Origin of the sequence: Pseudomonas sp. GD03875, from assembly GCF_029840585.1 — a bacterium.
Lineage (GTDB): Bacteria > Pseudomonadota > Gammaproteobacteria > Pseudomonadales > Pseudomonadaceae > Aquipseudomonas > Aquipseudomonas paralcaligenes.
On the sequence record NZ_JAOCCV010000037.1, the window covers coordinates 1 to 26,642 of the forward strand.

Sequence of the window (26,642 nt, forward strand, 5' to 3'; positions counted from 1 at the left end):
CGGGTCGGTCTGCAGCCGTTCGGCGAGGAAGTCGAGCAGGGCGCGCAGGGCCGGCAGCATCTGTCGGCGCGAGCCGTACACGGCATGGATGCCCAGCGCCTCGACCCGGTACTCCGGCAGCAGCGCCACCAGACGTCCAGCGCGCAGCAGTGGGGCGACGGCGTAGAGCGGCTGGCGGGCGATACCGGCGTCGGCCAGACAGGCCTCCAGTAGCACGCTGGATTCGTTGGCGCTGAGGTTGCCCCCCACCGGCACCGTGAGCGGCTCGCCGTCGCGCTCGAACTGCCACAGGCTGCGGCCGAAGTAGGTGTAGGTCAGGCAGTTGTGCCGGCTCAGCTCGGCCGGCACCCGCGGCGTGCCGTGGCGGGCCAGGTAGGCCGGGGTGGCGCAGATCACCGAGCGGCAGGTGGCCAGGCGCCGGGCGATCAGGTTGGGGTCGAGCTGGTTGGTGATGCGCAGCGCCAGGTCGATGCGCTCCTCCACCAGGTTGACCGCCTGGCTGCTGGCCTGCAGGTCGAGCGTCACCGCCGGGTGGCGGGCGACGAATTCGGCCAGCGCCGGGGCCAGCCAGGCGCTGGCGAAGGACTGGCTGCTGGCGATGCGCAGGTTGCCGCTGGGGCCGTCGTCGGCGCGCCGACCCCGGTCCTGCAGGTCGTCGGCCAGGGCCAGCATCTCGCGGCAGCGGGGCAGCAGTTCGTCACCCATGCCGGTGAGGCTCAGGCGGCGCGTGGTGCGGTGCAGCAGGCGCGCGCCGACCCAGGCCTCCAGCTCGCCCAGGTAGCGCGAGACCATGGCCCGCGACATGTCCAGGTGCTCGGCGGCGGCGGTCTGGCTGCCGCGCTCGACCACCGTGACGAACACCCGGGCGGCGGTGATCCGATCCATGATTCGCTCGATTCGTGCAACAGATATGGGCAGGCTAACCGGATTCTTGCGCGCTTTCGAGCAACTAGCATACGCCTCGTCGAATCCGTTCTCCGCGAGGTCAGCATGTCCCTTCGTTCCCTCTTCAGTGCCGCCCTGCTCACCTTTGCGAGCCTGGCCCAGGCCGCCGACCTGCAACTACAGGTCTACAACCCCGGCGAGGACGCCGTGTTCGCGGTCAGCTCGACCCTGATCAGCGGCGAGCGCGAGGCCCTGCTGGTGGACGCCCAGTTCTCCAGCAAGGAGGCCGCCGAGCTGGTGAAACAGGTCGAGGCCAGCGGCAAGCGCCTGACCACCATCTACATCAGCCACGGCGACCCGGATTTCTACTTCGGCCTACAGACCCTAAAGCGCGCCTTCCCCGAGGCCCGGGTGGTCGCCACCGCCGCCACCGTCGAGCACATCCGCACCACCCAGGCGGCCAAGCTGGCCTACTGGGGACCGATCCTCGGCGCCAGCGCACCGACCGAGATCATCATCCCCGAGCTGCTGGCCGGCGACCGCCTGAGCCTGGAAGGGCACGAACTGCAGGTGATCGGCCTGGACCCGCTGCGCACCGCCCTGTGGATTCCCTCGCGCAAGGCGGTGGTCGGCGGCGTGCTGGTGGAGGCCGGCGAGCACGTGTGGACGGCCGACACCCAGACCATCGAAGCGCGCCGCACCTGGCTGGCCACGCTGGACCGGATCGAAGCCCTGCGCCCCGACGTGGTGGTGCCCGGCCACTACCTGGGCGACGCGGCCCACGATCTCGGCGCCCTGCGCTTCACCCGCGACTACCTGATCGCCCTGGAGGCCGAGCTGCCCGAGGCCAGCGATGCCGCCGCGCTGGTCGACGCCATGCGCCGTCGCTATCCGGGCCTGCCGGGGGAGGCTGGCCTGGAGCTGAGCGCCAAGGTGCTCAAGGGCGAGATGCCGTGGCCCTGAGCGGCCGCGCGAGGCAATCGCCGAACGGCGGCTTGCCTTCCGCCGGGGCGCCCCCATAACACAGGGATGAACCGAGGAGGCCCCATGAGCAAGCTGTCCAACCTGCCGTTCTCCGTGCTCGACCTGGCACCCATGCGCGACGACGACAACGGTGCCGCGCCCGCCCTGCAACGTTCCCTCGACCTGGCCCGGCACGTGGAGAAGCTCGGCTTCTCGCGCCTGTGGGTGGCCGAGCACCACAACATGGAGGGCATCGCCAGTTCCGCCACCGCCGTGCTGCTCGGCTACCTGGCGGCCAATACCTCCACCCTGCGCCTGGGCTCCGGCGGCATCATGCTGCCCAACCACGCGCCGCTGGTGGTCGCCGAACAGTTCGGCACCCTGGCCGCGCTGTACCCGGGGCGCATCGAACTGGGCCTGGGCCGTGCGCCCGGCGCCGACCAGGCCACCGCCCGCGCGCTGCGCCGCGACCGCCTGGGCAGCGCGGACGACTTCCCCCAGGACGTCGAGGAACTGGAACGCCTGCTCGGCCCGCGCCAGCCCGGCCAGTCGGTGATCGCGGTGCCCGGCGTCGACAGCGACGTGCCGATCTGGCTGCTCGGCTCCAGCCTGTTCAGCGCCCAGCTGGCGGCGCAGAAGGGCCTGCCCTATGCGTTCGCCTCGCACTTCGCGCCGCGCTACCTGCACCAGGCGCTGCGCATCTACCGCGAGAACTTCCAGCCCTCGGCCGTGCTCGACAAGCCCTACGCCATGATCGGTGTACCACTGATCGCCGCGCCCACCGACGAGGAAGCCGAGTTCCTCGCCACCACCGCCTACCAGCGGGTGCTGGCGCTGATGCGTGGCGAGAGCCTGGTGCTGCGCCCGCCGGTCGAGAGCATGGTCGGCCGCTGGCAGCCCCACGAGCAGCAGGCGGTCGGCGATTTCCTTGGCCTGGCGGTGATCGGCGGGCCGGAGAAGGTTCGCGCGCGGATGGAGATCCTGCTGGAGCAGAGCGGCGCCGACGAGCTGATCTTCACCTGCGACCTCTACCAGCCCGAGCACCGCCTGCGCAGCTTCGAGATCGTCGCCGGGCTGCGCTGAAAACAGGCGAACTTTGCCGCGCTCGCGTTCCTCTCAACTGGAGTACCCATTTGCGGAGGAACGCGACATGACCATCAAGAAGACGGCGTCGGCCCACTGGCAGGGCGGCATCAAGGACGGCAAGGGCCACATCTCCACCCAGAGCGGCGCGCTGCAGGAGCAGCCCTACGGCTTCAACACCCGCTTCGAGGACCGCCCCGGCACCAACCCCGAGGAACTGATCGGCGCCGCCCACGCGGGCTGCTTCTCCATGGCCCTGTCCAAGGAGCTGGGCGAGCGCGACATGACGGCGGAAAGCATCGACACCCAGGCCGAGGTTTCCCTGGAGAAGGAGGACGGCGGCTTCCGCATCAGCGCAGTGCACCTGAGCCTCAAGGCCAAGGTACCGGGCGCCAACCGGGAGGTCTTCGAGCAAGCGGTGGAGGCGGCCAAGACCGGCTGCCCGGTCTCCAAGCTGCTGAACGCCGAGATCACCCTGCAGGCCACCCTCGAAAGCTAGGCGCCGACCCTGTACACGAAGAGGCGGCAGATCGCTGTAGGGTGCGCCGTGCGCACCGGCAGGCCAGCACATGTCTCCGGTGCGCGCGGCGCACCCTACAGAGCGACCGCCGTCAGCTATTCAGAACGTCCCGCAACGCACGACCTGGGCGCGCGCCAGCAGGTTGCGCTGGTCGTCGTACAGCCAGCCCTGGGCCTTGAGCTGCTGCGGCCTGGCCTCGAAGCGGTAGCGCTGGCCGGCGACGAAGCCGTCGTGGCGCACGCGCAGGTAGCAGGTGACCTGGCGCGGCTCGCTGAAGCTGGCCACCGGCCCGTGGGTCAGCTCGAACTGGTAGCGCGCCTCGAGTTCGTGGGCGCCCGGTGCGACTTCGAAGAAGCGGCCGTCGTCGACACGGCGGTCGTCCAGCTTGTGCGCCATCAGCAGTTCGCTGCCCGAGGCCCACAGGTCGACCCAGGCCTTGTCCGGCGACGGCGGCGGCAGCGGGCTCGCGCAGGCGCCGAGGGCGAGCAGGGTGGGCAGCAGCAGGGGCAGGCGCATGGGACGATCCTCGGGGAAACCTTTCAGAATCTGTTACGAGCTTGCGAGTTCGAGATAGCGGCTGAGCGGAGCCTACGCGTGGCACATGAGCAAGACGCTTCCGCCACCACTTGGCCGACGCGCCGCTGCTCGTGGACAGGCTCTCAGCATAACGCCGATCAGACCGCCCCGCAGCGCCCCTCGCGCGCCTGCGCCAGGTCCTCACCGCGCTCGTCCTGCAGCTGCGCCCAGGGGCGGAAGCCGCGGCTGCCGGCCTTCAGCCGGTAGCGCTGACCGGCGGCGAAGTCATCGTAGTCCAGGGTCAGCAGACAGGTCCTCGGCAGAGCCTGGTCGGCGCCGACGTTGGTGGCGTCCACCTCGAAGCGCAGGCGCACCTGCAGTTCGTGGCGGCCGGGCGGTATCTGGAAGTAGCGGTCGTCGTCCAGGTCCTTGCCGTCCACCCGGACGGCTTCGAGGCGGCCGTCCTGGCGTTCGTGCAGTTCGATCCAGGCCTGGTCCGGGTCGTGCCGGGGCATCAGCAGCGAACAGCCGGAGAGCAGGACGGGCAGGCAGAGCAGCAGGGCAGAGCGCATGGCGGGCTTCCTAGGCAGAGGGGCAATGCAATAGGCTCGCGGAATGCCTATCGCCCTACTCGACCGCCCCGCTCGGCGCCTGGTTCCGCTACTGCTCGGCGCCCTGCTGAGCGGTTGCGCCAGCCTCGACTACTACACCCAGCTCGGCCGTGGCCAGCTCGACCTGCTCGCCGCGCGCCAGCCGGTGGACGCGCTGCTCGCCGACCCCGCCACCGACGACGCGCTCAAGCGCCGCCTGGCGCTGGCCCAGCAGGCCCGCGACTTCGCCAGCGCGCGGCTGGCCCTGCCGGACAACCGCAGCTACCGCCTGTACGCCGACCTGGGCCGGCCCTACGTGGTGTGGAACGTGTTCGCCACCCCGGAGCTGTCCCTGGAGCCGCTGACCCACTGCTTCCCCATCGCCGGCTGCGTCGCCTACCGCGGCTTCTACCGCCAGGGTCGCGCGCGTGGCGCCGCCGCCCTGCTGCGGCAGGAGGGCCTGGACACCTACGTCGCCGGCATCGAGGCCTATTCGACCCTGGGCTGGTTCGACGACCCCCTCCTCAACACCATGCTGCGCTGGGACGACGAACGCCTGGCCGCGCTGATCTTCCACGAACTGGCCCACCAGCAGCTGTACGTGGCGGACGACACCGCGTTCAACGAATCCTTCGCCAGCTTCGTCGAGCGGGAGGGCCTGCGCCAGTGGCGGAGCGCGCGCGGCCTGGCGCCGGTCGATGCCCGCGACGAAGGCCGGCGGCGCCAGTTCACCGAGCTGGTCCTGGCCAGCCGCGAGCGCCTGCAAGCTCTTTACGCGCGTCCCGTCGCGGACGTGGACAAGCGCACCGGCAAGGCGGCAGAGTTCGAGCGGCTGCGCGCCGAATACCGGGCGCTGCGCGACGGCCCGTGGGGCGGCGATCGCCGCTACGACGCCTGGATGGCCCAGCCGCTGAACAACGCCCACCTGCTGCCCTTCGGCCTGTACGACCGCTGGGTGGAGGCCTTCGCCGGCCTGTTCCGCGAGGCGGACGAGGACTGGGCGGCGTTCTACCGCCGCGCCGCCGCCCTCGGCGAGCTGCCGACGGACGAACGCGAGCGGGCGCTGCAGGCGCTGGTCGAACGGAAACAGGACACTCCAAGGAGCATGCGATGAAACGCTGGTGTGCGGCCGTCACGGCCATCCTTCTGTGCGGCGGCGCCATCGCCGCGCCCAAGCCCTGCGAGGAACTCAAGCAGGAGATCGAGGTGAAGATCCAGGCCGCCAAGGTCACCAGCTACACGCTGGAGATCGTGCCGACGGCGGACGTGGAAGATCCCAACATGGTGGTCGGCAGTTGCGAGGGCGGCAGCCGCAAGATCATCTACCAGAAGAACGACTGACAGGGCCGCCCTTGCGCGGCGGCGCGTTTTCGGACGAAAATGATAGCAATTATCATTTAACACCGAAGCGACATCCGTGCACTCCGACCACGCCGCCGCCGATAGCGCCACCCAGCAGTCCGTGCAGGCCCTGTATCGGGAGCACCACGACTGGCTGCGTCTGTGGCTGCGCAAGCGCCTGCCCTGCGCGGAGCACGCCGCCGATCTGGCCCAGGACACCTTCGTCCGGGTCCTGGCCAGCCGCCAGGCCTGTGACCTGCGCGAGCCGCGCGCCTACCTCAGCAGCATCGCCCGCAGCCTGATGATCGACGGCTTCCGCCGGCGCAATCTCGAACAGGCCTATCTCGACGCCCTCGCCGCCCGGCCCGAGCCGCTGGACATCTCGCCGGAGCAGCGGGCGCTGGTGATCGAGACCCTGGTCGAGATCGACCGCATGCTCGACGGCCTCGGCGCGCGCTGCCGGGAAATCTTCCTGCTGGCCCAGCTCGACGGCCTCAGCCATGTGGAGATCGGCCGGCGCCTGGGCCTGTCGACCAACACCGTGCGCAAGTACGTGGTGCGGGCGCTGACCCACTGCATGCTGCTGATCGAGGATGCGCCGTGAGCGCCGCGCCGCCGATCGCCGCCCTGCGCGCCGCCGCCAACTGGCACCTGGACCTGCTCGCCGCGCCGGGCTGCGCGGCCACCTGCGCGGCCCACCGGCGCTGGCTGGAGGCCGACGCGGCACACCGCCAGGCCTGGAGCCGGCTGGAGAAACTGCAGGGCAAGCTGGCCGGCCTGCCGGAGGTGGCGCCGTCCGCCCTGCGTGGCGTCGATGGCCGCCGCCGCGCCAGCCTCAAGCTGCTCGGCCTGCTGGTGCTGGGCAGCGGCCTGGCCGGGCTTGGCTGGCAGTCGGCGCCGATGCGCAGCCTGCGCGCCGACCAGTGCAGCGGCGTCGGCGAGCGCCGCGAGCTGCGCCTGCCGGACGGCAGCCGGGTGCAGCTGAACAGCGACACCGCTCTCGACCTGGCCTACGGCGCGCGCATGCGCGAACTGCGCCTGCTGCGCGGCGAGATCCACGTGCAGACCGCGCCGGACGCGCTCGGCCGACCCTTCGTCGTGCACACCGCCCAGGGCAGCATCCGCGCGCTCGGCACCCGCTTTCTGGTGCGCCAGGACGACGAGCGCACCCAGGTGCGGGTGCTGCAGCACGCGGTGGAGGTGCGCCCGCTCGACGCGCCGGGCCGGCCACGGCGCGTCGAGAGCGGCCAGCAGCTGTGGTACGGCGCCGCCGACTGCGCCGCGCCGGAGCCGCTGGAGGCCCATGCCGACGCCTGGATGCGCGGCATGCTGGTGGTCAGCGACTGGCCGCTGCCGCGCTTCATCGACGAACTGGCGCGCTACCGCCCCGGCCTGCTGACCTGCGACCCGGCGCTGGGCGAGTTGCGCATCTCCGGCGCCTTCCAGCTGGCCGACAGCGACGCGGTGCTGGACAACCTCAGCGACACCCTGCCGCTGTGCGTGCATCGCCTCAGCCGCTACTGGGTGCGCGTGGTGCCGGCCTGAAGCGATGAGCGCCGAACAAGATTTTTTCGTCCAGGGTGTTGTCGATTTCGATTCTCATTCGACTTGGAAGGAAAGCGCCCGCAGCGGCGCACCCTTGCCAGCCACTCAGGAACCTTCCATGTCGCGCCACAACGCTTCACGTCGCATGTCGTCGCCTCGCCGCTTCCCCCTCCTCAGCCCGCTGGGGCTGGCCGTCAACCGCGCGCTGCTGGGCGCGGTGCTGGCGCTGCCGGTCGCCGGCGTGCTGCAGGTGCAGCCGGCCTGGGCGCAGAACGTGGCGGCGGAATACGACTTCGCCATCGCCTCGGGCTCCCTGGAGTCGGCGCTGAACGGCTTCGCCGCCACCACCGGCGTCAGCCTGTCCTACTCGCCGGACACCGTGCGCGGCCTGCGCTCGCCCGGCGTGCAGGGCCGCCTGCCGGCGGACCAGGCCCTGCAGCGCCTGCTGGCCGGCAGCGGCGTGCAGGTGATGCGCCAGGCCAGCGGCAACTACTCGCTGCTGCCGCCGGCCGAGAGCGGCGCCTCGCTGCAGCTGGACGCCACCAGCATCACCGGCGCCGGCCTCGGCGGCACCACCGAAGGCACCGGCTCCTACACCAGCGGCGCGACCCGCAGCGCCACCAAGCTCGACCTGTCGCTGCGCGAGACCCCGCAGTCGGTCACCGTGATGACCCGCCAGCGCATGGACGACCAGAACCTCACCAGCGTCGGCGCGGTGATGGAGCAGGCCCCCGGCATCAGCCGCCGCCAGTACGGCGACGACGGCGCCGGCTACGTGAGCTTCTATTCCCGCGGCTTCGCCATCAACAACTACCAGTTGAACGGCGTGGTCACCTCGTCCGGCGCGCTGCAGGGCCTGAGCGGCAGCATCGGCAGCATGGACACGGCGATCTACGACCAGATCACTGTGGTCCGTGGCGCCACCGGCCTGCTGACCGGCGCCGGCGACCCCAGCGCCAGCATCAACCTGGTGCGCAAGAAGCCCACCGCCGAGTTCCAGGCTCATGTGCTCGGCAGCGCCGGCACCTGGGACCGCTACCGGGTCGAGGCCGACGTCTCCGGCCCGCTGGACAGCCAGGGCAACGTGCGCGGCCGGATGGTCGCGGTGCACAACGAAGGCCGTTCGTGGAAGGACCGCTACAGCGGCGAGAGCGACATCTTCTACGGCGTGGTCGAGCTGGACCTGACCGACGCCACCCTGCTCAGCCTGGGCCTGGAGGCGAACCGCAGCGACTACGACGAGGCCTCGCCGCACAACTTCTCGCTGGCCGACAACGCCGGCAACAAGACCCACCACTCCCGCTCGGACAGCGCGGTCACCCGCTGGTCCTACCTCGACCTGGAGCGCTACACCCTGTTCGCCTCCCTCGAACACCAGTTCGGCAACGGCTGGCAGAGCACCCTGTCGGCCAACCGCACCTGGCTGGACACCGAGCAGAACTACGGCGTCGCCGCGCCGGACCCGAACGCCGTGACCCGCGCCGGCACCGTGACCACCGGCCGCTCGGAACAGACTCCGCAGCAGAACGCCCTGGACTTCTTCGCCAGCGGCCCCTACCAGCTGTTCGGCCGCGAGCACGAACTGATGCTGGGCATGAACTACTTCGACCTCGAACGCGACGACCCGGCGTTCCGGCGGGTGGTGGTGCCGATCGCCAACGCGGACGAGTTCGACGGCGACATCCCGCTGCCGAACTTCCCCTCCGCCGGCCGCGACTGGCGCGACAGCCGCCAGCTCGGTGGCTACCTGGCCACCCGCCTGCGCCCCACCGACGACCTCTCGGTGATCCTCGGCGCGCGGGTGACCGACTGGAAGAACCGCACCCAGACCCAGGACCTGGTCGAGACCGGCGTGACCATCCCCTACGTCGGCGTGGTCTACGACCTCAACGACTGGCTCTCCACCTACGCCAGCTACACCAGCATCTTCAACCCGCAGAGCAATGAGGACCGGGACGGCAAGACGCTGGAGCCGGAAGAGGGCGACAACTACGAGCTGGGCCTGAAGGGCGAGTTCTTCGACGGCCGGCTGAACGCCAGCGTGGCGGTGTTCGAAGTGCGCAAGGACAACCTGGCCGTGCGCGACGGCAACGAGTTGACCCCCTCCGGCGGCAACGCCTACGTGGCCGAGAGCAACACCAAGGCGCGCGGCTACGAGCTGGAGGTTTCCGGCGAGCTGACCCCCGGCTGGAACCTGGCCGGCGGCTTCACCCAGGTGGTCACCCGCAACAAGGCCGGCGACCGCATCAACCCGGACCAGCCGCGCCACCAGTTCAAGCTGTTCACCACCTACCGCCTGCCCGGCGCGCTGGAGAAGCTGACCGTCGGCGGCGGCGTCAACTGGCAGAGCGAGATCCACGCCAGCGGCCAGACCGGCAACTACCGCAAGTCCTTCGCCCAGGACGCCTACACCGTGGTCGGCCTGATGGCCCGCTACCAGGCCACCGAGCAACTGGCGGTCAGCCTCAACCTGGACAACCTGCTGGACGAGAAATACCTGCTCAACACCGGCGGCCACACCTATGGCGCCCCGCGCAACCTGATGGCCACCGCCAAGTACCAGTTCTGATACCACCACGACGATAAGGAAGACGACTCGATGAAAGCCAAACTCCTGCTGACCGCCCTCGGCCTCTGCGCCGTGTCCAACCTCGCCCAGGCCCACATGGTGTGGCTGGAGCGCGAAGCCCAGGGCGAGACCCGCGCCTACTTCGGCGAATGGCCGGACGACCTGCGCGAAACCCGCGAAGGCCCGCTGAAGATGCTCGACGGCAGCCAGGCCGTGCTGGCCGGCAAGCCCTTCGCCGGCACCCAGGCCAACGACCACCTGGCGTTCGCCACCCAGGGCCAGGGCGACGTGCGCCTGACCAAGGAACTGGTGCGCAACGACAACCGCGTGGTCTTCGTGGCCAAGACCGGCCGCAGCGAAACCAAAGCCGCTAGCGCCTTCGAACTGGTCCCGGCCAAGGCCGGCGACAACACCTTCACCCTCCTGCTGGACGGCAAGCCGGTGCCCAAGGCCGAAGTGATGGCCTTCTCGCCGCAGAAGTGGGGCAAGCCGTTCCACACCGACGACAAGGGCCAGATCACCCTGACCCTGCCGTGGAAGGGCCAGTACCTGCTGGAAGTCGCCCACGGCGTGGACGGCAAGGGCGAGTTCGACGGCAAGCCGTACGAGAAGACCCGCTACGTCCACACCCTGGGCTTCAGCGTGGAATGAAACCCGTCGCCCTAGACTGGCGCTACCGCATGGCGGTAGCGTCCCGCGCCCTGGCCGCCATCTTCGGCGGCTACGGCCTGGCCGTGGCGGCGACCCTGCTGCTGTCCCAGATACTGCCGATGGCCCGCTCCGAGGCGGTGGTCACCGCCAGCATGCTCGGCTTCGTGGTCTACGCCGCGGCCGTCTGCTGGGCGTTTGCCGCGCACAGCGGCCGCCAGGCCTGGCTGGGCCTGCTGCTGCCCGCCCTGCTGATGGCCGGCCTGGCCTGGTGGCTCAAGGGCGCCGCGTCATGAGCCAGGCAACGCAAGGGCGCGAGGTGCTGGCGCGCGAAGGCTTCCGCCAGTCGCAGGCGTGGCTGCACACCTGGGCCGGCCTGCTGCTGGTCTGGCTGCTCTACGCCATCTTCCTCACCGGCACGGTGAGCTACTTCAAGGACGAGCTGGATCACTGGATGCATCCGGAGCGTCATGGCCTGGACGCAGGCGCAGCGCCGAACTGGGACAACGTCCTGGCGACCCTGCAGGAACAGGCGCCGGCCAATGCGCCGAGCTGGATCGTCCAGCTGCCCGACGCGCGCAACCCGACCCTGCAGGCGCGCTGGTTCGGCCCCGGCATCCCGTTCGGCCGGATGACCCTGGACCCGGCCAGCGGCGCGCAGTTGAAGGAAGCCGACACCCAGGGCGGGGAGTTCTTCTACCGCTTCCACTTCCAGCTCTGGCACCTCGATGCGCTGACCGGGCGGATCATCGTCGGCATCGCCACCATGTTCATGTTCGTGGCGATCATCAGCGGCATCGTCACCCACAAGAAGATCTTCAAGGACTTCTTCACCTTCCGCCCGCGCAAGGGCCAGCGCAGCTGGCTGGACGGGCACAACGTGGTCTCGGTGCTGGCGCTGCCCTTCCACCTGATGATCACCTACAGCGGCCTGGTCATCTTCATCCTGATCTACCTGCCCTGGGCGGTGCAGTTCGAGTACGGCAAGGACCGCGAGCTGCTGTTCGACGAAGTGTTCCCCCATGCCCACGGCGAACCGCGCAGCGGCACGCCGGCGCCGATGCCCGACCTGGCCGCGCTGATCCGCCAGGCCGAGGCGCACTGGGGCGACGGCAGCCGGGTCGGCTCGCTGACCCTGTTCACCCCGGGCGACAGCGCCGCCCGCGTGGAGCTGCGCCGCGACCGCAGCGCCAGCATCTCCGGCGTCGGTGGCGGCCTGCTGCTGGACGCCAGCGACGGTCGGGTGCTGGAGGAAATCGGCCAGCTCAAGCCCGCCGCCCAGTTCAACCGCACCCTGGTCGGCCTGCACCTCGGCCACTTCGCCGCACCGCTGCTGCGCTGGCTGTACTTCCTCTGCGGCCTCGGCGGCTGCGTGATGATCGCCAGCGGCGCGGTGCTCTGGCTGGTCAAGCGCGCGCCGCCGCCGGCCAAGGCGGGCGCGAAGACACCCTTCGGCCACCGCCTGGTGCAGGTGCTCAACGTGGCGGCCATCGCCGGCCTGCCGCTGGCCATGGCCGCCTACCTGTGGGCCAACCGCCTGCTGGCGGCCGGCCTGGAGGGCCGCGCGGCCTGGGAAATCCACGTCTTCTTCGCGGTCTGGGGCCTGACCCTGGCGCATGCCGCTCTGCGTCCGCACCGCCGCGCCTGGGTCGAACAGTGGGCCGGCGTCGCCCTGCTGCTGTGCCTGCTGCCGCTGTTCGAGCTGGTCATGGGGCGCTGGCCGCTGCCGGGCGGCCTGGCCTATGGCGACTGGCTGGTGGCGGGGTTCGACGCTGGCCTGCTCGGGCTCGGCCTGCTGTGCGCCTGGCTGAGCTGGAAGATCCACAACCATCGGCCGGCGGTGCGCCCGGCGCGCGCCCCCCGGCCGGAGAAGGCGGCGCCGACGAGCCGACCGGAGACCCGAACGGATGCCCGATCGGAAACCCAAGCGGATGCCCTGGAGACTCGCGGATGAGCACCCTCGCCCTGGCGGCCGCCTACTGCGGCCTGACCGGCCTCAGCCTGGCCATGAACCGCCACCACCAGGACGTGTTCGGCCAGGCGCCGTCCGTCCTGCGCGCGCGCCTGCTGCGGGCCGGCGGCTGGCTCTCGCTGGCCCTCAGCCTGGCCGCCTGCCTGCTCCAAGAGGGCTGGGCGTTCGGCTCGGTGCTCTGGGTCGGCCTGCTGGCGGCGGCGGGCTACGCCCTGGTCCTGCTGCACAGCTACCGGCCGCGCTGGATACCGCGCGTGGCCGTGGCGGCACCGGCGCTCGGCCTGCTGGCCCTGGCGCTGAGCTGATCTCGCTCCGGGCCTGCGAGGCACCGTGGGAGCGGCCTTGGCCGCGAATGCTCGTGCGCTGAAACAAGAGCTCGCGGCCAAGGCCGCTCCCACAACGGTGCATATCGTCTCGCCCGCGAGATCGTGAGCGGGCTCTGACACAATCTGTTGCAGTTCGCCGACCAGCGGCATGCAGGTTTTGCCGCGCTCGTTCGTCATGAACAGTGATATATGGCAGCTTTCGTCGCGTGCGCCCGCCCACCGCCGCGCTCGCCTGCCCATGTTCCCGCCAGCCAGTGATTACCCATGAAACCTCTCGCTTCACCTTCCGGGGCGACGCTCGCCCTCCTGTCGCGCGTCGCCGCAGCGATTCTCGGCGGCTATGCCCTCACCTGCGCCAGCGTCATCTTCCTCGGCGCGATCCTGCCGCTGCCCAAGACCCAGGCCGTGCTCGCCTCGTCGCTGGCCAGCTTCGCGGTCTACACCGCGGTCATCGTGTGGGCGTTCGCCACGCCCAACCTGCGGCGCATCTGGCTGATCCTGGCGATCGCCTCGCTGGTGCTGACCGGCGCCGGCCTGCTGCTCGGAGGTGACGCATGAGCAAGGCACAGAACGGCGCCGCCGAGGGCAGCTTCCGCCAGGCCATGGCCTGGCTGCACACCTGGGGCGGGCTGTGGGCCTGCTGGGTACTGTTCGTCATCTTCCTCACCGGCAGCCTGGGCGTGTTCGACGACCCCATCACCCGCTGGACGAAGCCGCACCTGCCCCAGGCCAGCGAAGCCACCGGCGAGTCCGGCCTGGACGACGGCTTCGACCGGCCGCAGGCGGTGCGCACGGGCATGGCATGGCTCGCCGAGAATGCGCCGGCCGGCCACTTCTGGGGCATCGCCCTGCCGTCGGACGAAGACCCCAACATCCGCCTGTTCTGGGAAGACGCCCAGGAGGTCTTCCACAACAAGAGCATCGACGCGACCAGCGGCCAGCCGGTGGACACCTCGCACGAGCGGGACAGCGAAGGCGGCCACCACTTCGTGCACATGCACTTCGAATTCCACGGCGGCACCGCCGGCATCTGGTTCGTCGGCGCCTTCACCATGGCCATGCTGGTGGCGCTGGTCAGCGGCATCGTCATCCACAAGCGCATCTTCAAGGACTTCTTCACCTTCCGCCCCGGCAAGGGCCAGCGCAGCTGGCTGGACGCCCACAACGCGCTGTCGGTGCTGAGCCTGCCGTTCCAGCTGATGATCGCCTACACCGGCCTGGCGACCTTCTACTCGCTGTATATGCCGGCGGGGGTCATGGCCCACTACGAGAGCGACGAGGCCTACTTCGCCGAGCTGATGGCGCGCCCGGCGCCCCAGGAACTGACCGGCATCGCCGCCCCGCTGACGGCGATGGACGAGCTGCTGGTCCACGCCGAGGAAGGCCTGGGCCGCCCGGTGAGCTTCATCAGCATCGAGCACCCCAACGACAGCAGCGCCAGCGTGCGGGTATTCGGCCGCTTCATCGAGAAACCCGGCGAGTACCGCCTGCTCGGCGACGGCGGCGGCCAGGTGTTCTTCAACGGCGTGACCGGCGAGCAGACCGACATCCAGATGCCCGGCGAACTGCGCGGCGGCTCGGCCCAGGACGTGCAGTCGGTGATGGCCAACCTGCACTTCGCCGGCTTCGGCGGCAACCTGGTGCGCTGGCTGTACTTCTTCAGCGGCCTGGCCGGCGCGGCGATGCTGGCCACCGGCGCCCTGCTGTTCATGGTCAAGCGCCGGCAGCGCTCGCTGAACGAGTTCGGCGCCGCCACGCCGCGGGTCTACCGGCTGATCGAGGTGCTCAACATCGGCACCCTCACCGGCCTGAGCATCGCCTGCATCGCCTTCTTCTGGGCCAACCGCCTGCTGCCGCTGAGCCTGCCGGACCGGCCGGAATGGGAGATCGTCGCGTTCTTCGCGGTCTGGCTGCTCGGCTTCGTCCACGCCGCCCTGCGCCCGCCGCAGCGCGCCTGGATCGAGCAGCTGCTGGCGCTGGCCGCCCTGTGTGCGTTGCTGCCGCTGCTCAACTGGCTGACCGTCGGCGAGCACCTGTTCGTCTATCTGCAGCGCGGCGACGGCGAGCGGGCGGGCGTCGAGCTGGTCGCCCTCGGCTTCGGCGCGCTCTCGCTGTGGGTCGCCTGGCGCCTGAGCCGGCCGCGCACGGCGCCGGTGCGCAGCCGCCAGCGGGCCGCTGCCCTGGAGGCCCAGTGATGACCCTGACCCTCGCCGCGACCCTGGCCATCGCGCTCTGCTATGCCGGCATGGCCGGCCTGTGCCTGGCCATGGACCGCCACCACTCCCAGGTGTGGAAACACAAGGCGCCCACCCGCCAGCGCCTGCTGCGGGTGGCCGGCTGGCTGCTGCTGGCCGTTGCCGTGTGGCCCTGCGTGCTGATCTGGGGCGGCGCCGTCGGCCCGGTGGTCTGGCTGGGCATGCTCAGCGTTGGCGCCTTCGCCCTGGTCCTGCTGCTGCCCTACCGCCCCCGCACCGCCGCCCTGCTGGCCGCCATCGCGGCCGGCGCCGGCCTGCCGGCGTTGCTGCTGACCGCCGGCTGAGCCGGCACCGTGCAAGGATGTGTCGATGACCCCGCGTTTCCCCCCGCTCCTGCGTCGCGGCCTGACGGCCGCCGTGATCCTCTGCGTGCCGACGGCGGCCTGGCTGTGGTGGGGCCAGCCGGCCGCCGCCTATGACACCGCGCCCATCGGCCGGGGCGACCTGCAGGCCACGGTGGTCGCCATCGGCACCCTGAAGCCGCGCCACTCGGTGGACGTCGGCGCCCAGGTCTCGGGCCAGGTCACCCGCCTGCACGTCGAGGCCGGCGACCGGGTCGAGAAGGGGCAACTGCTCGCGGAAATCGACGCCAGCCTGCACCAGGCCGAAGTCGAGGCCGACCGCGCCGCGCTCGACGGCCTGCGCGCCGAACTGGCCGACCAGCAGGCCCAGCTCGACCTTGCGCGCCAGCAGCACCAGCGCCAGCAACGCCTGGCCGCCGCCGAGGCGACCCGCGACGAGGATGTGCAGACCGCCGTCGCCAACCTGCGTTCGGCCGAGGCGCGGCTGAAACAGCTGCGCGCGCGCATCGCCGAGGCCCAGGCCCGCCTGCGCGGCAACGAGGCGCAACTCAGCTACACCCGCCTGTACGCGCCCATCGACGGCACCGTGCTGGGCATCGACGTGAAGCAGGGCCAGACCCTCAACGCCACCTACCAGACCCCCACCGTGATGCGCATCGCCGACCTCGGCCAGATGACCGCCTGGGTCAAGGTCTCCGAGGCCGACATCCGTGCCCTGAAGCCGGCCATGCCGCTGTACTTCTCCACCCTGGGCGGCGACGAGCGCCGCTGGGAAGGGCAGATCCGCCAGATCCTGCCGGCACCGCCGGTGGAAGTCTCCGCCTCGGGCGACAGCGCCCCGGCGAGCGCCACCCAGGCGGTGCAGTACACCGTGCTGTTCGACGTGGACAACGGCGACGGCGAGCTGCTGCCGCAGATGACCGCCCAGGTCACCTTCATCACCGCCGCTGCCCGCGGCGTGCTCACCGCGCCGCTCGAAGCGCTCGACCCGCTGCCCGGCAAGCCCGGCGTGTTCTCCGCCCGGGTGCTCGACGGCGACGGCCACGCGCAGCTGCGCGAGGTGCACGTCGGCGCGCGCAGCCGGCAGAGCGCCGAGGTGATCGACGGGCTGGCCGAGGGCGAGCGCCTGATCACCGGCGAGCGCGTCGACGAGCGTCCGTCGAGGTTCCAGTGGTAGCGACGCCGCTGATCGAGCTGGAAGGCATCCGCCGCCGCTACGGCGGCGAAGGCGGAGCGCCGGAAGTCGAAGTGCTGCGCGGCATCGACCTGCGCATCCACGCCGGCGAATTCGTCGCCATCGTCGGCGCCAGCGGCTCGGGCAAATCCACCCTGATGAACCTGCTCGGCTGCCTCGATCGCCCCAGCGCCGGGCGCTACCGCTTCTCCGGCCGCGACGTGGCCGAGATGAACACCGACGAACTGGCCTGGCTGCGCCGCGAGGCGTTCGGCTTCGTGTTCCAGGGCTACCACCTGATCGCTACCGAATCGGCCCGCGAGAACGTCGAGGTGCCGGCGATCTACGCCGGCGTGCCGCCGGCCGAGCGCTACGCCAGGGCCAGCAGCCTGCTCGGACGCCTCGGCCTCGGCGAGCGCCTGGAGCACCGCCCCGGCCAGCTCTCCGGCGGTCAGCAGCAGCGCGTGTCGATCGCCCGGGCGCTGATGAACGGCGGCCGCATCATCCTCGCCGACGAACCCACCGGCGCCCTCGACAGCCACAGCGGCCGCGAGGTCATGGCGCTGCTGCGCGAGCTGGCCGACGCCGGCCACACCATCATCCTGATCACCCACGACCGCGGCGTCGCCGAACAGGCGCGGCGGGTGATCGAAATCCGCGACGGCCAGATCGTCGCCGACAGCGGCAGCCACGAAACCAGCGGCACGCTGCCGCCGCCGGACCCGAGCCAGGCGGGGCTGGACGCCGGCGCCAGTTTCCTCGGCGAACTGGGCGAGATGCTCCGCTCGGCCTGGCGGGTGATGGGCCTGAACCGCTTCCGCACCGCCCTGACCCTGCTCGGCATCGTCATCGGCGTCGCCTCGGTGATCGTCATGCTGTCCATCGGCCTCGGCACCAAGCAGCGGGTCGTGGCGCAGATGGCCTCCATGGGCGCCACCATGATGTACCTCGGCGGCATCCAGCCGGCGGACGGCGGCCCGGAGGGCGTGGTCACCGTGGAAGACCTGGAGGCCATCGCCGAACTGCCCGAAGTGCGCGCCGCCATGCCGGTGATCGGCGACCCGCTGAGCGTGCGCCACGGCAACGTCTCACGCAGCGTCTACACCCTGGCCGGCAGCGCGGAACTGCCGCGCATCCACCACTGGGCGGTGGCCGCCGGGCGCTTCTTCAGCGACGCCGAGGACCGCGCCATGGCCCCGGTGGTGGTGCTCGGGCACAAGGCCCGCCAGCAGTTCTTCGGCAGCGACGACCCGATCGGGCGCCAGCTGCTGATCGCCGACTCGCCCTTCGAAGTGATCGGCGTGATGGCCGAGAAGGGCGCCGACTCCGGCAACGAAAGCTACGACGAAATGGTCCTCATCCCCTACCGTTCGGCGCGCATCCGCGTGTTCCAGGCCTTCGGCAAGCCCGACTACTCGGTGATCGACGCCGTCTCCACCAGCCGGGTGCTGGACGCCGAGGCGGCCATCCGCGACCTCATGCGCGCGCGCCACGGCCGCGACGACATCGGCATCGGCAACGCCGCCGCCAAGCTACAGGCAGAGGCCAAGACCCAGGACAGCATGACCCTGATGCTCGGCCTGATCGCCGCCGTATCCCTGCTGGTGGGCGGCATCGGCGTGATGAACGTGATGCTGATGACGGTGCGCGAACGCACCCGCGAGATCGGCATCCGCATGGCCACCGGCGCGCGCCAGCGCGACATCCTGCGCCAATTCCTCACCGAGGCGGTGCTGGTCACCGTGGTCGGCGGCAGCGCCGGCGTGCTGATCGGCCTGGTCGTCGGCGCCGGCCTGCTGCTGGCCGGCGTGCCGCTGATCTTCTCGCTGTCGGCGATGCTGCTGGCCTTCGCCTGCGCGGTGGGCACCGGCCTGCTGTTCGGCTACCTGCCGGCGAAGACCGCCGCCGCCCTCGACCCGGTCGCCGCCCTGGCCAGCGAATGAACGAGATGCCGATGACCCGATACCTGCCGTTTCCGCTGATCCTCCTGCTCGCCGCCTGCAGCCACGCGCCCGACACGACGGACACCCTGCCCGAGGCGCCGCAGGCCTGGCGCCATGCCACGCTCGCCGGCGAGGCACCGGCCCAGGACTGGTGGCGCGGCTTCGCCAGCGCCGAACTGGACGCCCTGATCGAACAGGCCCTGGCCGGCAACCACGATCTGGCCGCCGCCGCCGCCCGCCTGCGCCAGGCCGAGGCCTCCGCCCGCGCCGCCGGCGCGCCGCTGCTGCCGAGGCTGGACGGCACCCTCGGCGCCAGCCGCGCAGGGCGCCTCGGCGGCGATGCGGAGACCGCAGGCACCTTGTACAGCGGCGGCCTGGCCGCCAGCTACGAAGTCGACCTGTGGGGGCGCCTGGCCGCCGACCACGATGCCGCGCTGGCCGAACTGGCCGCCAGCCGCTTCGACCGCGATGCCCTGCGCCTGACCCTCTCCGCCAGCGTCGCCGACACCTGGCTGCGCCAGGTCGCCCTGGGCGAACGCCTGCGCCTGGCCGGGCTCAACCTGGCCAACGCCGAGCGGGTGCTGGCCACCGTGGAAGCCCGCCAGGCGGCCGGCGCCGCCACGCCGCTGGAACTGGCCCAGCAGCGCGGCCTGGTGGCCGAGCAGCGGCGGATTCGCGAGGAACTGCGCCAGCAGGCGGACGACGTGCGCAGCCTGCTGGCCGTGCTGCTCGGCCAGGGCGAACCGGCGGAGCAGGCCCGCAGCGCCCTTTTCAGCCTGGACATGCCAGCGCTGGACGGCGGCCTGCCCAGTGAACTGCTGCTGCGCCGCCCGGACCTGGCCCGCGCCGAAGCCCGCCTGAGCGCCGCCGACGCCGACCTGCGCGCGGCGCGGACCGCGCTGCTGCCACGGCTGAACCTGTCGGCGGGCGCCAGCGGCTCGGCCAACCGCCTGAGCCGGCTCTTCGCCGACCCGGTGTACTCCCTGGCCGCCGCCCTGGCAGCGCCGATCTTCGACGGCGGCGCCCTCGCCGCCGAACGCGACCGCAGCGCCGCGCGCCGCGAGGAACTGCTGGCCGACTACCGCAAGAGCATCGTCGAAGCCTTCGCCGACGTGCAGGTGGCACTCAACGCCGGCGCCGGCGTCGACGCCCAGTGGCAGGCCCAGCAGGAAGTCCAGGCCCAGGCCGAACGCGCCCTGCGCCTGGCCGAACAACGCTACCGCGCTGGCGCCGACGACCTGCTCAACCTCCTCGACGCCCAGCGCACCCTCTACGCCGCCGAAGACCAGAGCGCCCAACTCCGCCTGGCCCGCCTGCAGACCGGCGTGGCCCTGGCCCGGGCCTTGGGGGGTGGCTGGCGGTACGAGGGTGGTGGTCACTGAGGGTCAAGTGCTGCCTTACGGCAGTGAAGTGATCGGCATCTGGCTGCTCACCGAAGCCACCTTTCTGAGCTGCCTATACGGCAGTGAAGCGACTGATGCAGGTCGACCTGCTGCGCGCCCTTTTCTGAGCTGCGTATACGGCAGTGAAGCGCTGCCGCAGTGGGTGCAGCCGGTTTCAATGTTTCTGAGCTGCCTATACGGCAGTGAAGTAAATCGGCCCTGGAGAGGCAGATAGTCTTCATTTCTGAGCTGCCCACACGGCAGTCCGTAGGGCGGGTGAAACCCGCGCGAGCACCACACCCCTGGCAAAGCTCGCGGGTTGCACCCGCCCTACTTGCTGAGCACCTACCGCATTTTCCATCTCTCAACTACCAGGACGGACGACTGCGCCAGAAACGGCAAGGATTTACCGAATTTACAGGTTCCGCCACTCCTCGCGCCTGTTCCCAAAGCGCGTCCGCCTCCCTACAATTGCGATCAATTCTTATCCGCAATCAAGCAAGGCTGGGAGATCCGGGTGTCCAGCGCTCCGCCCCCCTCATCGCTGCACGATGACCTGCATGGCCTCTATCGCGACCACCATGGCTGGCTGAACGGCTGGCTGCGCCGGCGGCTGGGGGATCGCGAGCGGGCCGCCGACCTGGCCCAGGACACCTTCCTGCGCCTGCTGGTGACCCGCCGCCTGCCCGAGCTGGGCGAGGGGCGTCGCTACTTGGTGCAGATCGCCAGGAACCTGGTCATCGACCAGTGGCGCCGCCAGCGCATCGAACAGGCCTATCTCGACAGCCTCGCCGCCCTGCCCGAGCCGGAAACGCCTTCGCTGGAGACCCGCGCCATGGTTATCGAAACCCTGATGCAGATAGATGCCATGCTCGACAGCATGCCGGGCAAGGCGCGCGAGGCTTTCCTGCTGTCCCAGTTCGAGGGGCTGACCTACGCGCAGATCGCCGAGCGCCTGCAGGTCAGCGTCAGCTCGGTGCAGAAGTATATGTTGCGCGCCATCGCGTCCTGCTACCAGGTGCTGTACGCCGAATGAAGCCCGCCGCCGACGCGCCCATCGCGCCCGCCATCGTCGAACAGGCCAGCCACTGGCTGATGCTGCACTGGGGCGAGCCGCTGGACGACGATCAGCGTCGGCGCTTCGCCGAGTGGCAGGCCGCCGACCCCGAGCATCGCCGCGCCTGGCAGCGCCTGGAGCGCTTGCAGGGCACCCTGGCCGCGGTGCCGGCCGACACCGCCCGCACTGTGCTGCGCGACCTGCCCGATGCGCGTCGGCGCCAGGCGCTCAAGCTGCTCGGCCTGCTGCTGATGGCGGGTGGCGGCGGCTACCTGGCCCAGTCGCGGCTGCCCTGGCGCGAAGCCATAGCCGACCTGCGCAGCGGCACCGGCGAGCGCCTGCAGCGCACCCTGCCGGACGGCAGCCGGCTCGACCTGAACAGCGGCAGCGCCGTGGACATCCGCTTCAGCGACAGCGAGCGGCGCATCCGCCTGCTCGCCGGCGAGCTGTTGCTCGACAGCGGCCACGACCCGGCCCGCCGCCCGCTGATCGTGGAGACCCCGGCCGGCGAGATCCAGGCGCTGGGGACGCGCTTCTCTGTCTATGAAATCGATGGCGGCAGCCGCGTCGAGCTGTACGAGGGCGAACTGGAGCTGCGCCCGCGCCTGCTGCCCGCCTCGCGCCTGCAGGCCGGCCAGCGCCGCTGGTTCTCCGCCGAGCGCCTGGAGGCGGTCGGGCCCGCCGACCCCAACGCCATCGCCTGGCGGGAGGGCCGCCTGGTGGCCGAACGCATGCCGCTCGGCCGCTTCCTCGCCGAGCTGTCCCGCCATCGCCCGGGTGTGCTGCGCTGCGACCCGGCGGTGGCCGAGCTGCCGCTGACCGGCGTGTTCCCCCTGGCCGACACCGACCGCGTGCTGATGGCGCTGCAGCAGTCGCTGCCGGTCAAGGTGCACAGCCTGACCCGCTACTGGGTGACGGTCGGCCCGGCGTAGGGTGCGCCTTGCTTACCATCGGCCAATCGGTGCGCATGGCGCACCCTACGGACAGGTAGCGCATTTGGCTGCGAATGCGCCGTGAAAATTTTTGGCGAAGCCTTGTCGGTTTTGCCGGCTCGCTCGGGATACCTCTTGAACTCACTCAGAACGCATTCTCAAGAGGACGTCCCAGAATGCCGCAGGCAAGCCCTTTCCACCGTACCCCGCTGACCCGCTCGGTTCGCCACGCCCTGTTCGCCGGCCTGCTGGCCGCCGGCCCGCTGCCGTTCCTGCCCGTCGCCCAGGCCCAGCCGGCCGCCAGCGAGCAGGCGCGCGCCTACGCCATTCCCGCCGGCAACCTGGACCAGGCGCTGAACCGCTTCGCCAGCGAGTCCGGCATCCTGCTCTCCGCCGATGCCCAGCTCACCGCCGGCAAGCACAGCCCTGGGCTCAATGGCAGCTATTCGGTTAACGAGGGCCTGTCCCGCTTGCTGGCCGGCACCGGCCTGCGCGCGCTCAATGCCGGCGGCAACTATGCGCTGGAGGTGGCGGTGGACAGCGCTGGTGCGCTGGAACTGGGGGCGACTACCGTGACTGGCACGCAACTGGGCGCTACTACCGAGGGTACCGGTTCGTACACTACAGGCTCGGTAACCGTAGGAAGCAAGGTGGCCAAGTCACTGCGTGAGGTGCCGCACTCGGTCTCGGTGATGACGCGGCAGCGCATCGAAGATCAAAACCTCACCAGCCTGACTGATGTAATGGACAGGACGACCGGTGTTACCCATTCCCGTGCCACACAAACCGCAGGGTCGTCATTGGGTAACGACAGCAACTTCTATTCGCGTGGCTTCCAGGTCAACAACATCCAGATCGACGGCGGCGCGCCGATGGACACCGTCATGGTGGGCTTCGGTTCGGTCAGCCAACTGGACATGGTGCAGTTCGACCATGTGGAATTCCTGCGCGGTGTCGATGGCCTGTACTCGGGTTCGGGTGATCCGGGGGGCACCATCAACCTGGTGCGCAAGCGCGCGCTTGATCACAACCAGCTGACCTTCTCCACGTCAGCGGGAAGCTGGGACAACTACCGTTCCGAACTGGACGCGACCGGTTCGCTGACCGAGTCCGGCAATGTCCGGGGACGGCTGGGCGCCGCCTACCAGGATCGCAAGTTCTTCTATAGCCCCGGCAACATGAAAACCAAGATCCTCTATGGTTCCATGGAATTCGATGTCACACCCGATACCCTGCTGACCGTCGGCGGTAGCTACCAGGAACAGGACGGGGTAAGTAACTTTGCTGGCCTGCCCCGTTATGCCGACGGTGCAGATCTGAAGTTGTCGCGTAAAACCTCTCTGACTACCGACTGGAACCACACCCACGAAACCACCAAGCAAGGTTTCCTCAAACTGCAGCACAATTTCACCGACGACTGGGGCATCACTCTGGATGCCATGCGCATGGAGATGGATCGCGATGCGATGGGTGCCTATACCATCGGCGCGGTCGACCCCTCAGACAACAGCGGACATACCTTCTGGGCCTTCCCGGCCAAGACCGGCATGGATCGCACGGGCTACAGTGCCACCGTCAAGGGCGGTTTCACTTTGTTCGACTTGCAGCATGACGTCGTTTTCGGTGCCGACTACCAGAAGGGTAATTCCTGGACGGAGCAGTTCACGACGACTGCGAACGGCACGCCGGTCAACGTCTTCGATCCGCGACTACCGACCGATGCCAGTTTCTACCCGACCAAGGACGACTACCACATCACCAAGAAGCGGTCGATGTTCGCGATGACGCGTCTGAGCCTGACCGACTCGCTGCAGCTGTCCATTGGCGGACGCCTGTCGAACTACTCGTATGAAAGCAACAGCCCGTTCAAGAAACCTGATGGCAGCCCGAACGGCGAACTGGGTCTGCGCGAGCTGGAGGATACGGGTGTATTCACACCATATGGCGGCCTGACCTACAACATCAACGAGAACTGGACGGCCTACACCAGCTATGCCGAGACCTTCCGCCCCCAGTATCAGCAACGCACGCGTGACAATGGCACGCTCGCCCCGGTCGAATCGAAGAACTACGAGATCGGCCTCAAGGGCGAGTTCTTCGATAGCCGCCTGAACACCTCTGTGGCCATTTATCGCGCCGTGCAAGAAAACGTCGCGGTCGCGGATGGCCCTGTCGAGTACAACCGCTACAAAGGCTACCTGTGCTGCTACATCAACCAGGGCGAGACAGTCAGCCAGGGCATCGATGCCGAGGTCAGCGGCGAACTGGCGCCAGGCTGGCAGCTGATTGCCGGCTATACCTACAATCACAGCCGTGACAAGGACTCCAGTACTTCCAACTATCGCAACATCACCCCCAAACATCTGTTCAAGCTGTGGACCACCTATCAGTTGCCCGGGCGCTTGCACGACTGGAAAGTCGGTGGTGGCGCCATCGCTCAGAGCTCGAACTTCGTTAGCGGCACTACCTACGCGTACAACCCTGCATCCGGGCGTTTCGATGGTGATGAACAGGAATTCAAATTCATCCAGGCGGGCTATACGATCTGGAGCGGCAGCGTGGACTACAAGATCGATGAACATTGGTCGGCCACCTTCAATGCCAACAATCTCTTCGATAAGCGCTACTACCAGACCGTCGGCAATACCGATGCCGGCAACTTCTATGGAGAACCACGTAACTTCGCACTCACCATCCGTAGCAAGTTCTGACCTGTTCGCCTAGCAAGCAGGTGAGTGCTGCGAAGCGTTTTCCACCAACAGGATGCGCGATACCCAAAAGCACCGTAACAACCGCTGGATAAACATCGTGTGTCCAGCAGGCCACTCGTTCCAGTGCAGCTTATTGCTTCGATCGTCCCCTCGCTCTGTGCTCATTGTTCTACATACGCCTCGATGGGCACAGAGTTTGGGGATCGTCAAAACGCTTTCCACCCCTGCCTGCCCTCCTTGCCCATTCCCAACCGCCCATTCTCCCCCGTAGAATTGCGACGAATTCTTATTCGCAACCTCTACAGGAGGCGGGATGTCCACGCTGCTCCCCGACGCGGCCCGCCATGCCCAACTGGATACGCTCTACCGCGAGCATCACGGCTGGCTCAATGGCTGGTTGCGCCAGCGCCTGAACAATTCCGCCGATGCCGCCGACCTGGCCCAGGACACCTTCGTCCGCGTGCTGCTGGCGCGCACCGCCGGTGGCCTGCGCGAGCCGAGGCACTACCTGACGACCATCGCCCGCGGCCTGGTGATCGACCTCTACCGCCGCCGCTCGCTGGAACAGGCCTATCGCGACGCCCTGGCCAGCCTGCCGGAGGCGGTGCATCCGTCGCTGGAGGAACAGGCGATCCTGTTCGAGGCCCTGCTGGAGATCGACCGCCTGCTCGATGGGCTGGGCGCAAAGGTCCGGCAGACCTTCGTCCTCTCCCAGTGCGAGGGGCTGACCTACGCGCAGATCGCCGAACGCCTGGGCATCTCCCTGCGCACGGTGAACAACCACATGGCCAGGGCAATGGAGCACTGCTGCCTGGTGCTGGCCGGCCTATCATGAGCGATGCGCGGCAGCTCGGCGCGGCCGAGCGCGAGGCGATCCGGGCGGCGGCGCAGTGGTATGCGCGGCTGGCCGCGGAAACCGCCGGCGAGCGGGAGCGCCTCGCCTGGCAGCGCTGGCTGGAGGCCGACCCCGCCCACCGCGACGCCTGGCAGCGCATCGAGTCGGTGCGCCAGCAGATGGGCCAGGTACCCGGCCGGCTGGCCGCCAGCACCCTGACCGCCGCCGGCCATTCCCGCCGCCGCGTGCTGCTGGGCGCGGCGCTGCTGGTCTCGGCCAGCGGTGTCGCCGCCCTGGGCTGGCGCAGCGATGCGGGCCGGCGCCTGACGGCCGACTTCCGCACCTCGATCGGCGAACGCCGCCGCTTCACCCTGGCCGACGGCAGCCAGCTGCTGCTCGACACCGACAGCGCCGTGGACGCCCGTTTCGACGAGCGCCAGCGCCTGCTGCTGCTGCGTGGCGGCGAAGTGCTGGTGGAAACCGCGTCCGACCCCCTCGGCCGCCCGTTCAGCGTGGCCACCGCGCACGGCCGCGTGCGGGCCCTGGGCACACGCTTCACGGTGCGGATCGATGACCTTGGCAGCGAGGTGGCGGTGCTGGAGAAGGCCGTCGAGGTCGAGGCGCCCGGCATGGCCGCGCCCCTGCGGCTGGAGGCCGGCCAGCGCACGCGCTTCACCCGCGACGGCACGCAGCCGCCACGGGCCAACGATGCCTCCGTGGCCGCCTGGCAGCAGGGCAGCCTGATCGCCATCGACCGGCCGCTGGGCGAGCTGATCGATGAACTGGCGCGCTACCGCAGCGGCTGGCTGCGCTGCGATCCGCGCATCGCCGGTATCAAGGTGTCCGGCGCCTTCCCGCTGGATGACACGGAGCGTGCGCTGGACGCGCTGGAGAAGGGCTTCCCCGTGCGGGTGATCCGCCGCACGCGCTACTGGGTGACGGTGGTTCCGCGCACGACCTAGAGGGCCAGGGCCGCCAAGGTTGCACATGCCGTGCCGGCCTGAAGAAGCCGGTGCGCATGGCGCACCCTACGGAATGATCCGTGTTGCCATGATGCGGACACGCAAAAAATTTTCCGGCGCTTTGCACTTTC

General features: G+C 69.7%; 26 protein-coding genes. 23 read left to right on the plus strand and 3 right to left on the minus strand.

What is annotated here, in order from left to right; translation table 11 throughout:
- On the minus strand, positions 1 to 885 hold an 885-nt coding region (locus tag N5D30_RS22670), incomplete at its 3' end, for a LysR family transcriptional regulator (RefSeq protein WP_279910791.1).
- Positions 886 to 990: 105 nt separating this feature from the next.
- On the opposite strand from N5D30_RS22670, the gene N5D30_RS22675 reads away from it, so the two are divergent.
- From N5D30_RS22675 to N5D30_RS22685, 3 genes are all read left to right on the plus strand, one after another.
- On the plus strand, positions 991 to 1,848 hold the full coding sequence (locus N5D30_RS22675) for an MBL fold metallo-hydrolase (protein WP_279910792.1): 858 nt from the start codon (positions 991 to 993) through the stop codon (positions 1,846 to 1,848).
- Between the two features lie 84 nt (positions 1,849 to 1,932).
- Entirely contained in the window at positions 1,933 to 2,931 is a 999-nt protein-coding gene (locus N5D30_RS22680) for an LLM class flavin-dependent oxidoreductase (RefSeq protein ID WP_279910793.1), read from the plus strand.
- A gap of 73 nt (positions 2,932 to 3,004) precedes the next feature.
- Positions 3,005 to 3,430 (plus strand): OsmC family protein, encoded by a 426-nt coding sequence (locus tag N5D30_RS22685; protein WP_279910830.1) that lies wholly within the window; start codon positions 3,005 to 3,007, stop codon positions 3,428 to 3,430.
- Between the two features lie 120 nt (positions 3,431 to 3,550).
- Here N5D30_RS22685 and N5D30_RS22690 read toward each other — a convergent pair whose 3' ends face one another.
- Both N5D30_RS22690 and N5D30_RS22695 read right to left on the minus strand, forming a co-directional pair.
- Complete coding sequence (locus N5D30_RS22690; protein ID WP_279910794.1) at positions 3,551 to 3,967, minus strand: hypothetical protein; 417 nt, start codon at positions 3,965 to 3,967, stop codon at positions 3,551 to 3,553.
- A 158-nt stretch (positions 3,968 to 4,125) separates the two neighbouring features.
- Positions 4,126 to 4,539, minus strand: a complete 414-nt coding sequence (locus tag N5D30_RS22695) for a hypothetical protein (RefSeq protein ID WP_279910795.1) — start codon at positions 4,537 to 4,539, stop codon at positions 4,126 to 4,128.
- Positions 4,540 to 4,582: 43 nt separating this feature from the next.
- Between N5D30_RS22695 and N5D30_RS22700 the strand changes: the two genes are divergently transcribed.
- The 20 genes from N5D30_RS22700 (at position 4,583) to N5D30_RS22795 (ending at position 26,511) form a co-directional block, all read left to right on the plus strand.
- Entirely contained in the window at positions 4,583 to 5,671 is a 1,089-nt protein-coding gene (locus N5D30_RS22700) for an aminopeptidase (protein ID WP_279910796.1), read from the plus strand.
- The gene (locus tag N5D30_RS22705; protein WP_220812699.1) at positions 5,668 to 5,898 is read left to right on the plus strand and encodes a DUF1161 domain-containing protein; all 231 of its coding nucleotides are present in this window, start codon (positions 5,668 to 5,670) and stop codon (positions 5,896 to 5,898) included. The genes N5D30_RS22700 and N5D30_RS22705 overlap by 4 nt, the downstream gene beginning before the upstream one ends.
- 76 nt (positions 5,899 to 5,974) lie before the next feature.
- On the plus strand, positions 5,975 to 6,502 hold the full coding sequence (locus tag N5D30_RS22710) for a sigma-70 family RNA polymerase sigma factor (RefSeq protein WP_220812698.1): 528 nt from the start codon (positions 5,975 to 5,977) through the stop codon (positions 6,500 to 6,502).
- On the plus strand, positions 6,499 to 7,443 hold the full coding sequence (locus N5D30_RS22715) for a FecR domain-containing protein (RefSeq protein ID WP_279910797.1): 945 nt from the start codon (positions 6,499 to 6,501) through the stop codon (positions 7,441 to 7,443). Before N5D30_RS22710 ends, N5D30_RS22715 begins: the two co-directional genes overlap by 4 nt.
- A gap of 118 nt (positions 7,444 to 7,561) precedes the next feature.
- Positions 7,562 to 10,012, plus strand: a complete 2,451-nt coding sequence (locus N5D30_RS22720; protein ID WP_279910798.1) for a TonB-dependent siderophore receptor — start codon at positions 7,562 to 7,564, stop codon at positions 10,010 to 10,012.
- A gap of 30 nt (positions 10,013 to 10,042) precedes the next feature.
- A complete protein-coding gene (locus tag N5D30_RS22725; RefSeq protein ID WP_279910799.1) occupies positions 10,043 to 10,663 on the plus strand; it encodes a DUF4198 domain-containing protein in 621 nt (206 codons plus the stop codon).
- A 29-nt stretch (positions 10,664 to 10,692) separates the two neighbouring features.
- The gene (locus N5D30_RS22730) at positions 10,693 to 10,956 is read left to right on the plus strand and encodes a DUF3649 domain-containing protein (protein WP_279910800.1); all 264 of its coding nucleotides are present in this window, start codon (positions 10,693 to 10,695) and stop codon (positions 10,954 to 10,956) included.
- The gene (locus N5D30_RS22735; RefSeq protein WP_279910801.1) at positions 10,953 to 12,614 is read left to right on the plus strand and encodes a PepSY-associated TM helix domain-containing protein; all 1,662 of its coding nucleotides are present in this window, start codon (positions 10,953 to 10,955) and stop codon (positions 12,612 to 12,614) included. Before N5D30_RS22730 ends, N5D30_RS22735 begins: the two co-directional genes overlap by 4 nt.
- Positions 12,611 to 12,937 (plus strand): DUF3325 domain-containing protein, encoded by a 327-nt coding sequence (locus N5D30_RS22740; protein ID WP_279910802.1) that lies wholly within the window; start codon positions 12,611 to 12,613, stop codon positions 12,935 to 12,937. The genes N5D30_RS22735 and N5D30_RS22740 overlap by 4 nt, the downstream gene beginning before the upstream one ends.
- Positions 12,938 to 13,222: 285 nt before the next feature.
- Positions 13,223 to 13,516: a hypothetical protein gene (locus N5D30_RS22745; RefSeq protein ID WP_220812691.1), complete on the plus strand. Its 294-nt coding sequence runs from the start codon at positions 13,223 to 13,225 to the stop codon at positions 13,514 to 13,516.
- Positions 13,513 to 15,153, plus strand: coding sequence for a PepSY-associated TM helix domain-containing protein (locus N5D30_RS22750; protein WP_279910803.1), 1,641 nt, complete (start codon positions 13,513 to 13,515; stop codon positions 15,151 to 15,153). Before N5D30_RS22745 ends, N5D30_RS22750 begins: the two co-directional genes overlap by 4 nt.
- Positions 15,153 to 15,497: a DUF3325 domain-containing protein gene (locus N5D30_RS22755; protein WP_279904094.1), complete on the plus strand. Its 345-nt coding sequence runs from the start codon at positions 15,153 to 15,155 to the stop codon at positions 15,495 to 15,497. The genes N5D30_RS22750 and N5D30_RS22755 overlap by 1 nt, the downstream gene beginning before the upstream one ends.
- A gap of 25 nt (positions 15,498 to 15,522) precedes the next feature.
- Positions 15,523 to 16,692 (plus strand): efflux RND transporter periplasmic adaptor subunit, encoded by a 1,170-nt coding sequence (locus N5D30_RS22760; RefSeq protein ID WP_220812688.1) that lies wholly within the window; start codon positions 15,523 to 15,525, stop codon positions 16,690 to 16,692.
- Positions 16,686 to 18,632 carry a MacB family efflux pump subunit gene (locus N5D30_RS22765; RefSeq protein WP_279904092.1) on the plus strand — a complete coding sequence of 649 codons (1,947 nt, stop codon included), beginning with the start codon at positions 16,686 to 16,688 and terminating at the stop codon, positions 18,630 to 18,632. Before N5D30_RS22760 ends, N5D30_RS22765 begins: the two co-directional genes overlap by 7 nt.
- A gap of 11 nt (positions 18,633 to 18,643) precedes the next feature.
- A complete protein-coding gene (locus tag N5D30_RS22770; RefSeq protein ID WP_279910804.1) occupies positions 18,644 to 20,014 on the plus strand; it encodes an efflux transporter outer membrane subunit in 1,371 nt (456 codons plus the stop codon).
- Between the two features lie 517 nt (positions 20,015 to 20,531).
- Positions 20,532 to 21,050, plus strand: a complete 519-nt coding sequence (locus N5D30_RS22775) for a sigma-70 family RNA polymerase sigma factor (RefSeq protein ID WP_279910805.1) — start codon at positions 20,532 to 20,534, stop codon at positions 21,048 to 21,050.
- Entirely contained in the window at positions 21,047 to 22,003 is a 957-nt protein-coding gene (locus tag N5D30_RS22780) for a FecR domain-containing protein (protein WP_279910806.1), read from the plus strand. The genes N5D30_RS22775 and N5D30_RS22780 overlap by 4 nt, the downstream gene beginning before the upstream one ends.
- Positions 22,004 to 22,179: 176 nt before the next feature.
- The gene (locus N5D30_RS22785; RefSeq protein WP_279910807.1) at positions 22,180 to 24,714 is read left to right on the plus strand and encodes a TonB-dependent siderophore receptor; all 2,535 of its coding nucleotides are present in this window, start codon (positions 22,180 to 22,182) and stop codon (positions 24,712 to 24,714) included.
- 313 nt (positions 24,715 to 25,027) lie between these two features.
- A complete protein-coding gene (locus N5D30_RS22790) occupies positions 25,028 to 25,549 on the plus strand; it encodes a sigma-70 family RNA polymerase sigma factor (RefSeq protein ID WP_279904116.1) in 522 nt (173 codons plus the stop codon).
- Positions 25,546 to 26,511 (plus strand): FecR domain-containing protein, encoded by a 966-nt coding sequence (locus N5D30_RS22795; protein ID WP_279910808.1) that lies wholly within the window; start codon positions 25,546 to 25,548, stop codon positions 26,509 to 26,511. Before N5D30_RS22790 ends, N5D30_RS22795 begins: the two co-directional genes overlap by 4 nt.
- Positions 26,512 to 26,642: the final 131 nt, after the last annotated feature.

What these genes read in the sequence shown, in the direction of transcription:
- N5D30_RS22730 (WP_279910800.1), top strand. Translation starts at nt 10,693, where the DNA reads ATGGCGGTAGCGTCCCGCGCCCTGGCCGCCATCTTCGGCGGCTACGGC.
- N5D30_RS22750 (WP_279910803.1), top strand. Translation starts at nt 13,513, where the DNA reads ATGAGCAAGGCACAGAACGGCGCCGCCGAGGGCAGCTTCCGCCAGGCC.
- N5D30_RS22755 (WP_279904094.1), top strand. Translation starts at nt 15,153, where the DNA reads ATGACCCTGACCCTCGCCGCGACCCTGGCCATCGCGCTCTGCTATGCC.
- N5D30_RS22690 (WP_279910794.1), bottom strand. Translation starts at nt 3,967, where the DNA reads ATGCGCCTGCCCCTGCTGCTGCCCACCCTGCTCGCCCTCGGCGCCTGC.
- N5D30_RS22770 (WP_279910804.1), top strand. Translation starts at nt 18,644, where the DNA reads ATGACCCGATACCTGCCGTTTCCGCTGATCCTCCTGCTCGCCGCCTGC.
- N5D30_RS22735 (WP_279910801.1), top strand. Translation starts at nt 10,953, where the DNA reads ATGAGCCAGGCAACGCAAGGGCGCGAGGTGCTGGCGCGCGAAGGCTTC.
- N5D30_RS22680 (WP_279910793.1), top strand. Translation starts at nt 1,933, where the DNA reads ATGAGCAAGCTGTCCAACCTGCCGTTCTCCGTGCTCGACCTGGCACCC.
- N5D30_RS22720 (WP_279910798.1), top strand. Translation starts at nt 7,562, where the DNA reads ATGTCGCGCCACAACGCTTCACGTCGCATGTCGTCGCCTCGCCGCTTC.
- N5D30_RS22740 (WP_279910802.1), top strand. Translation starts at nt 12,611, where the DNA reads ATGAGCACCCTCGCCCTGGCGGCCGCCTACTGCGGCCTGACCGGCCTC.
- N5D30_RS22785 (WP_279910807.1), top strand. Translation starts at nt 22,180, where the DNA reads ATGCCGCAGGCAAGCCCTTTCCACCGTACCCCGCTGACCCGCTCGGTT.
- N5D30_RS22760 (WP_220812688.1), top strand. Translation starts at nt 15,523, where the DNA reads ATGACCCCGCGTTTCCCCCCGCTCCTGCGTCGCGGCCTGACGGCCGCC.
- N5D30_RS22700 (WP_279910796.1), top strand. Translation starts at nt 4,583, where the DNA reads ATGCCTATCGCCCTACTCGACCGCCCCGCTCGGCGCCTGGTTCCGCTA.
- N5D30_RS22790 (WP_279904116.1), top strand. Translation starts at nt 25,028, where the DNA reads ATGTCCACGCTGCTCCCCGACGCGGCCCGCCATGCCCAACTGGATACG.
- N5D30_RS22745 (WP_220812691.1), top strand. Translation starts at nt 13,223, where the DNA reads ATGAAACCTCTCGCTTCACCTTCCGGGGCGACGCTCGCCCTCCTGTCG.
- N5D30_RS22675 (WP_279910792.1), top strand. Translation starts at nt 991, where the DNA reads ATGTCCCTTCGTTCCCTCTTCAGTGCCGCCCTGCTCACCTTTGCGAGC.
- N5D30_RS22780 (WP_279910806.1), top strand. Translation starts at nt 21,047, where the DNA reads ATGAAGCCCGCCGCCGACGCGCCCATCGCGCCCGCCATCGTCGAACAG.
- N5D30_RS22725 (WP_279910799.1), top strand. Translation starts at nt 10,043, where the DNA reads ATGAAAGCCAAACTCCTGCTGACCGCCCTCGGCCTCTGCGCCGTGTCC.
- N5D30_RS22795 (WP_279910808.1), top strand. Translation starts at nt 25,546, where the DNA reads ATGAGCGATGCGCGGCAGCTCGGCGCGGCCGAGCGCGAGGCGATCCGG.
- N5D30_RS22705 (WP_220812699.1), top strand. Translation starts at nt 5,668, where the DNA reads ATGAAACGCTGGTGTGCGGCCGTCACGGCCATCCTTCTGTGCGGCGGC.
- N5D30_RS22695 (WP_279910795.1), bottom strand. Translation starts at nt 4,539, where the DNA reads ATGCGCTCTGCCCTGCTGCTCTGCCTGCCCGTCCTGCTCTCCGGCTGT.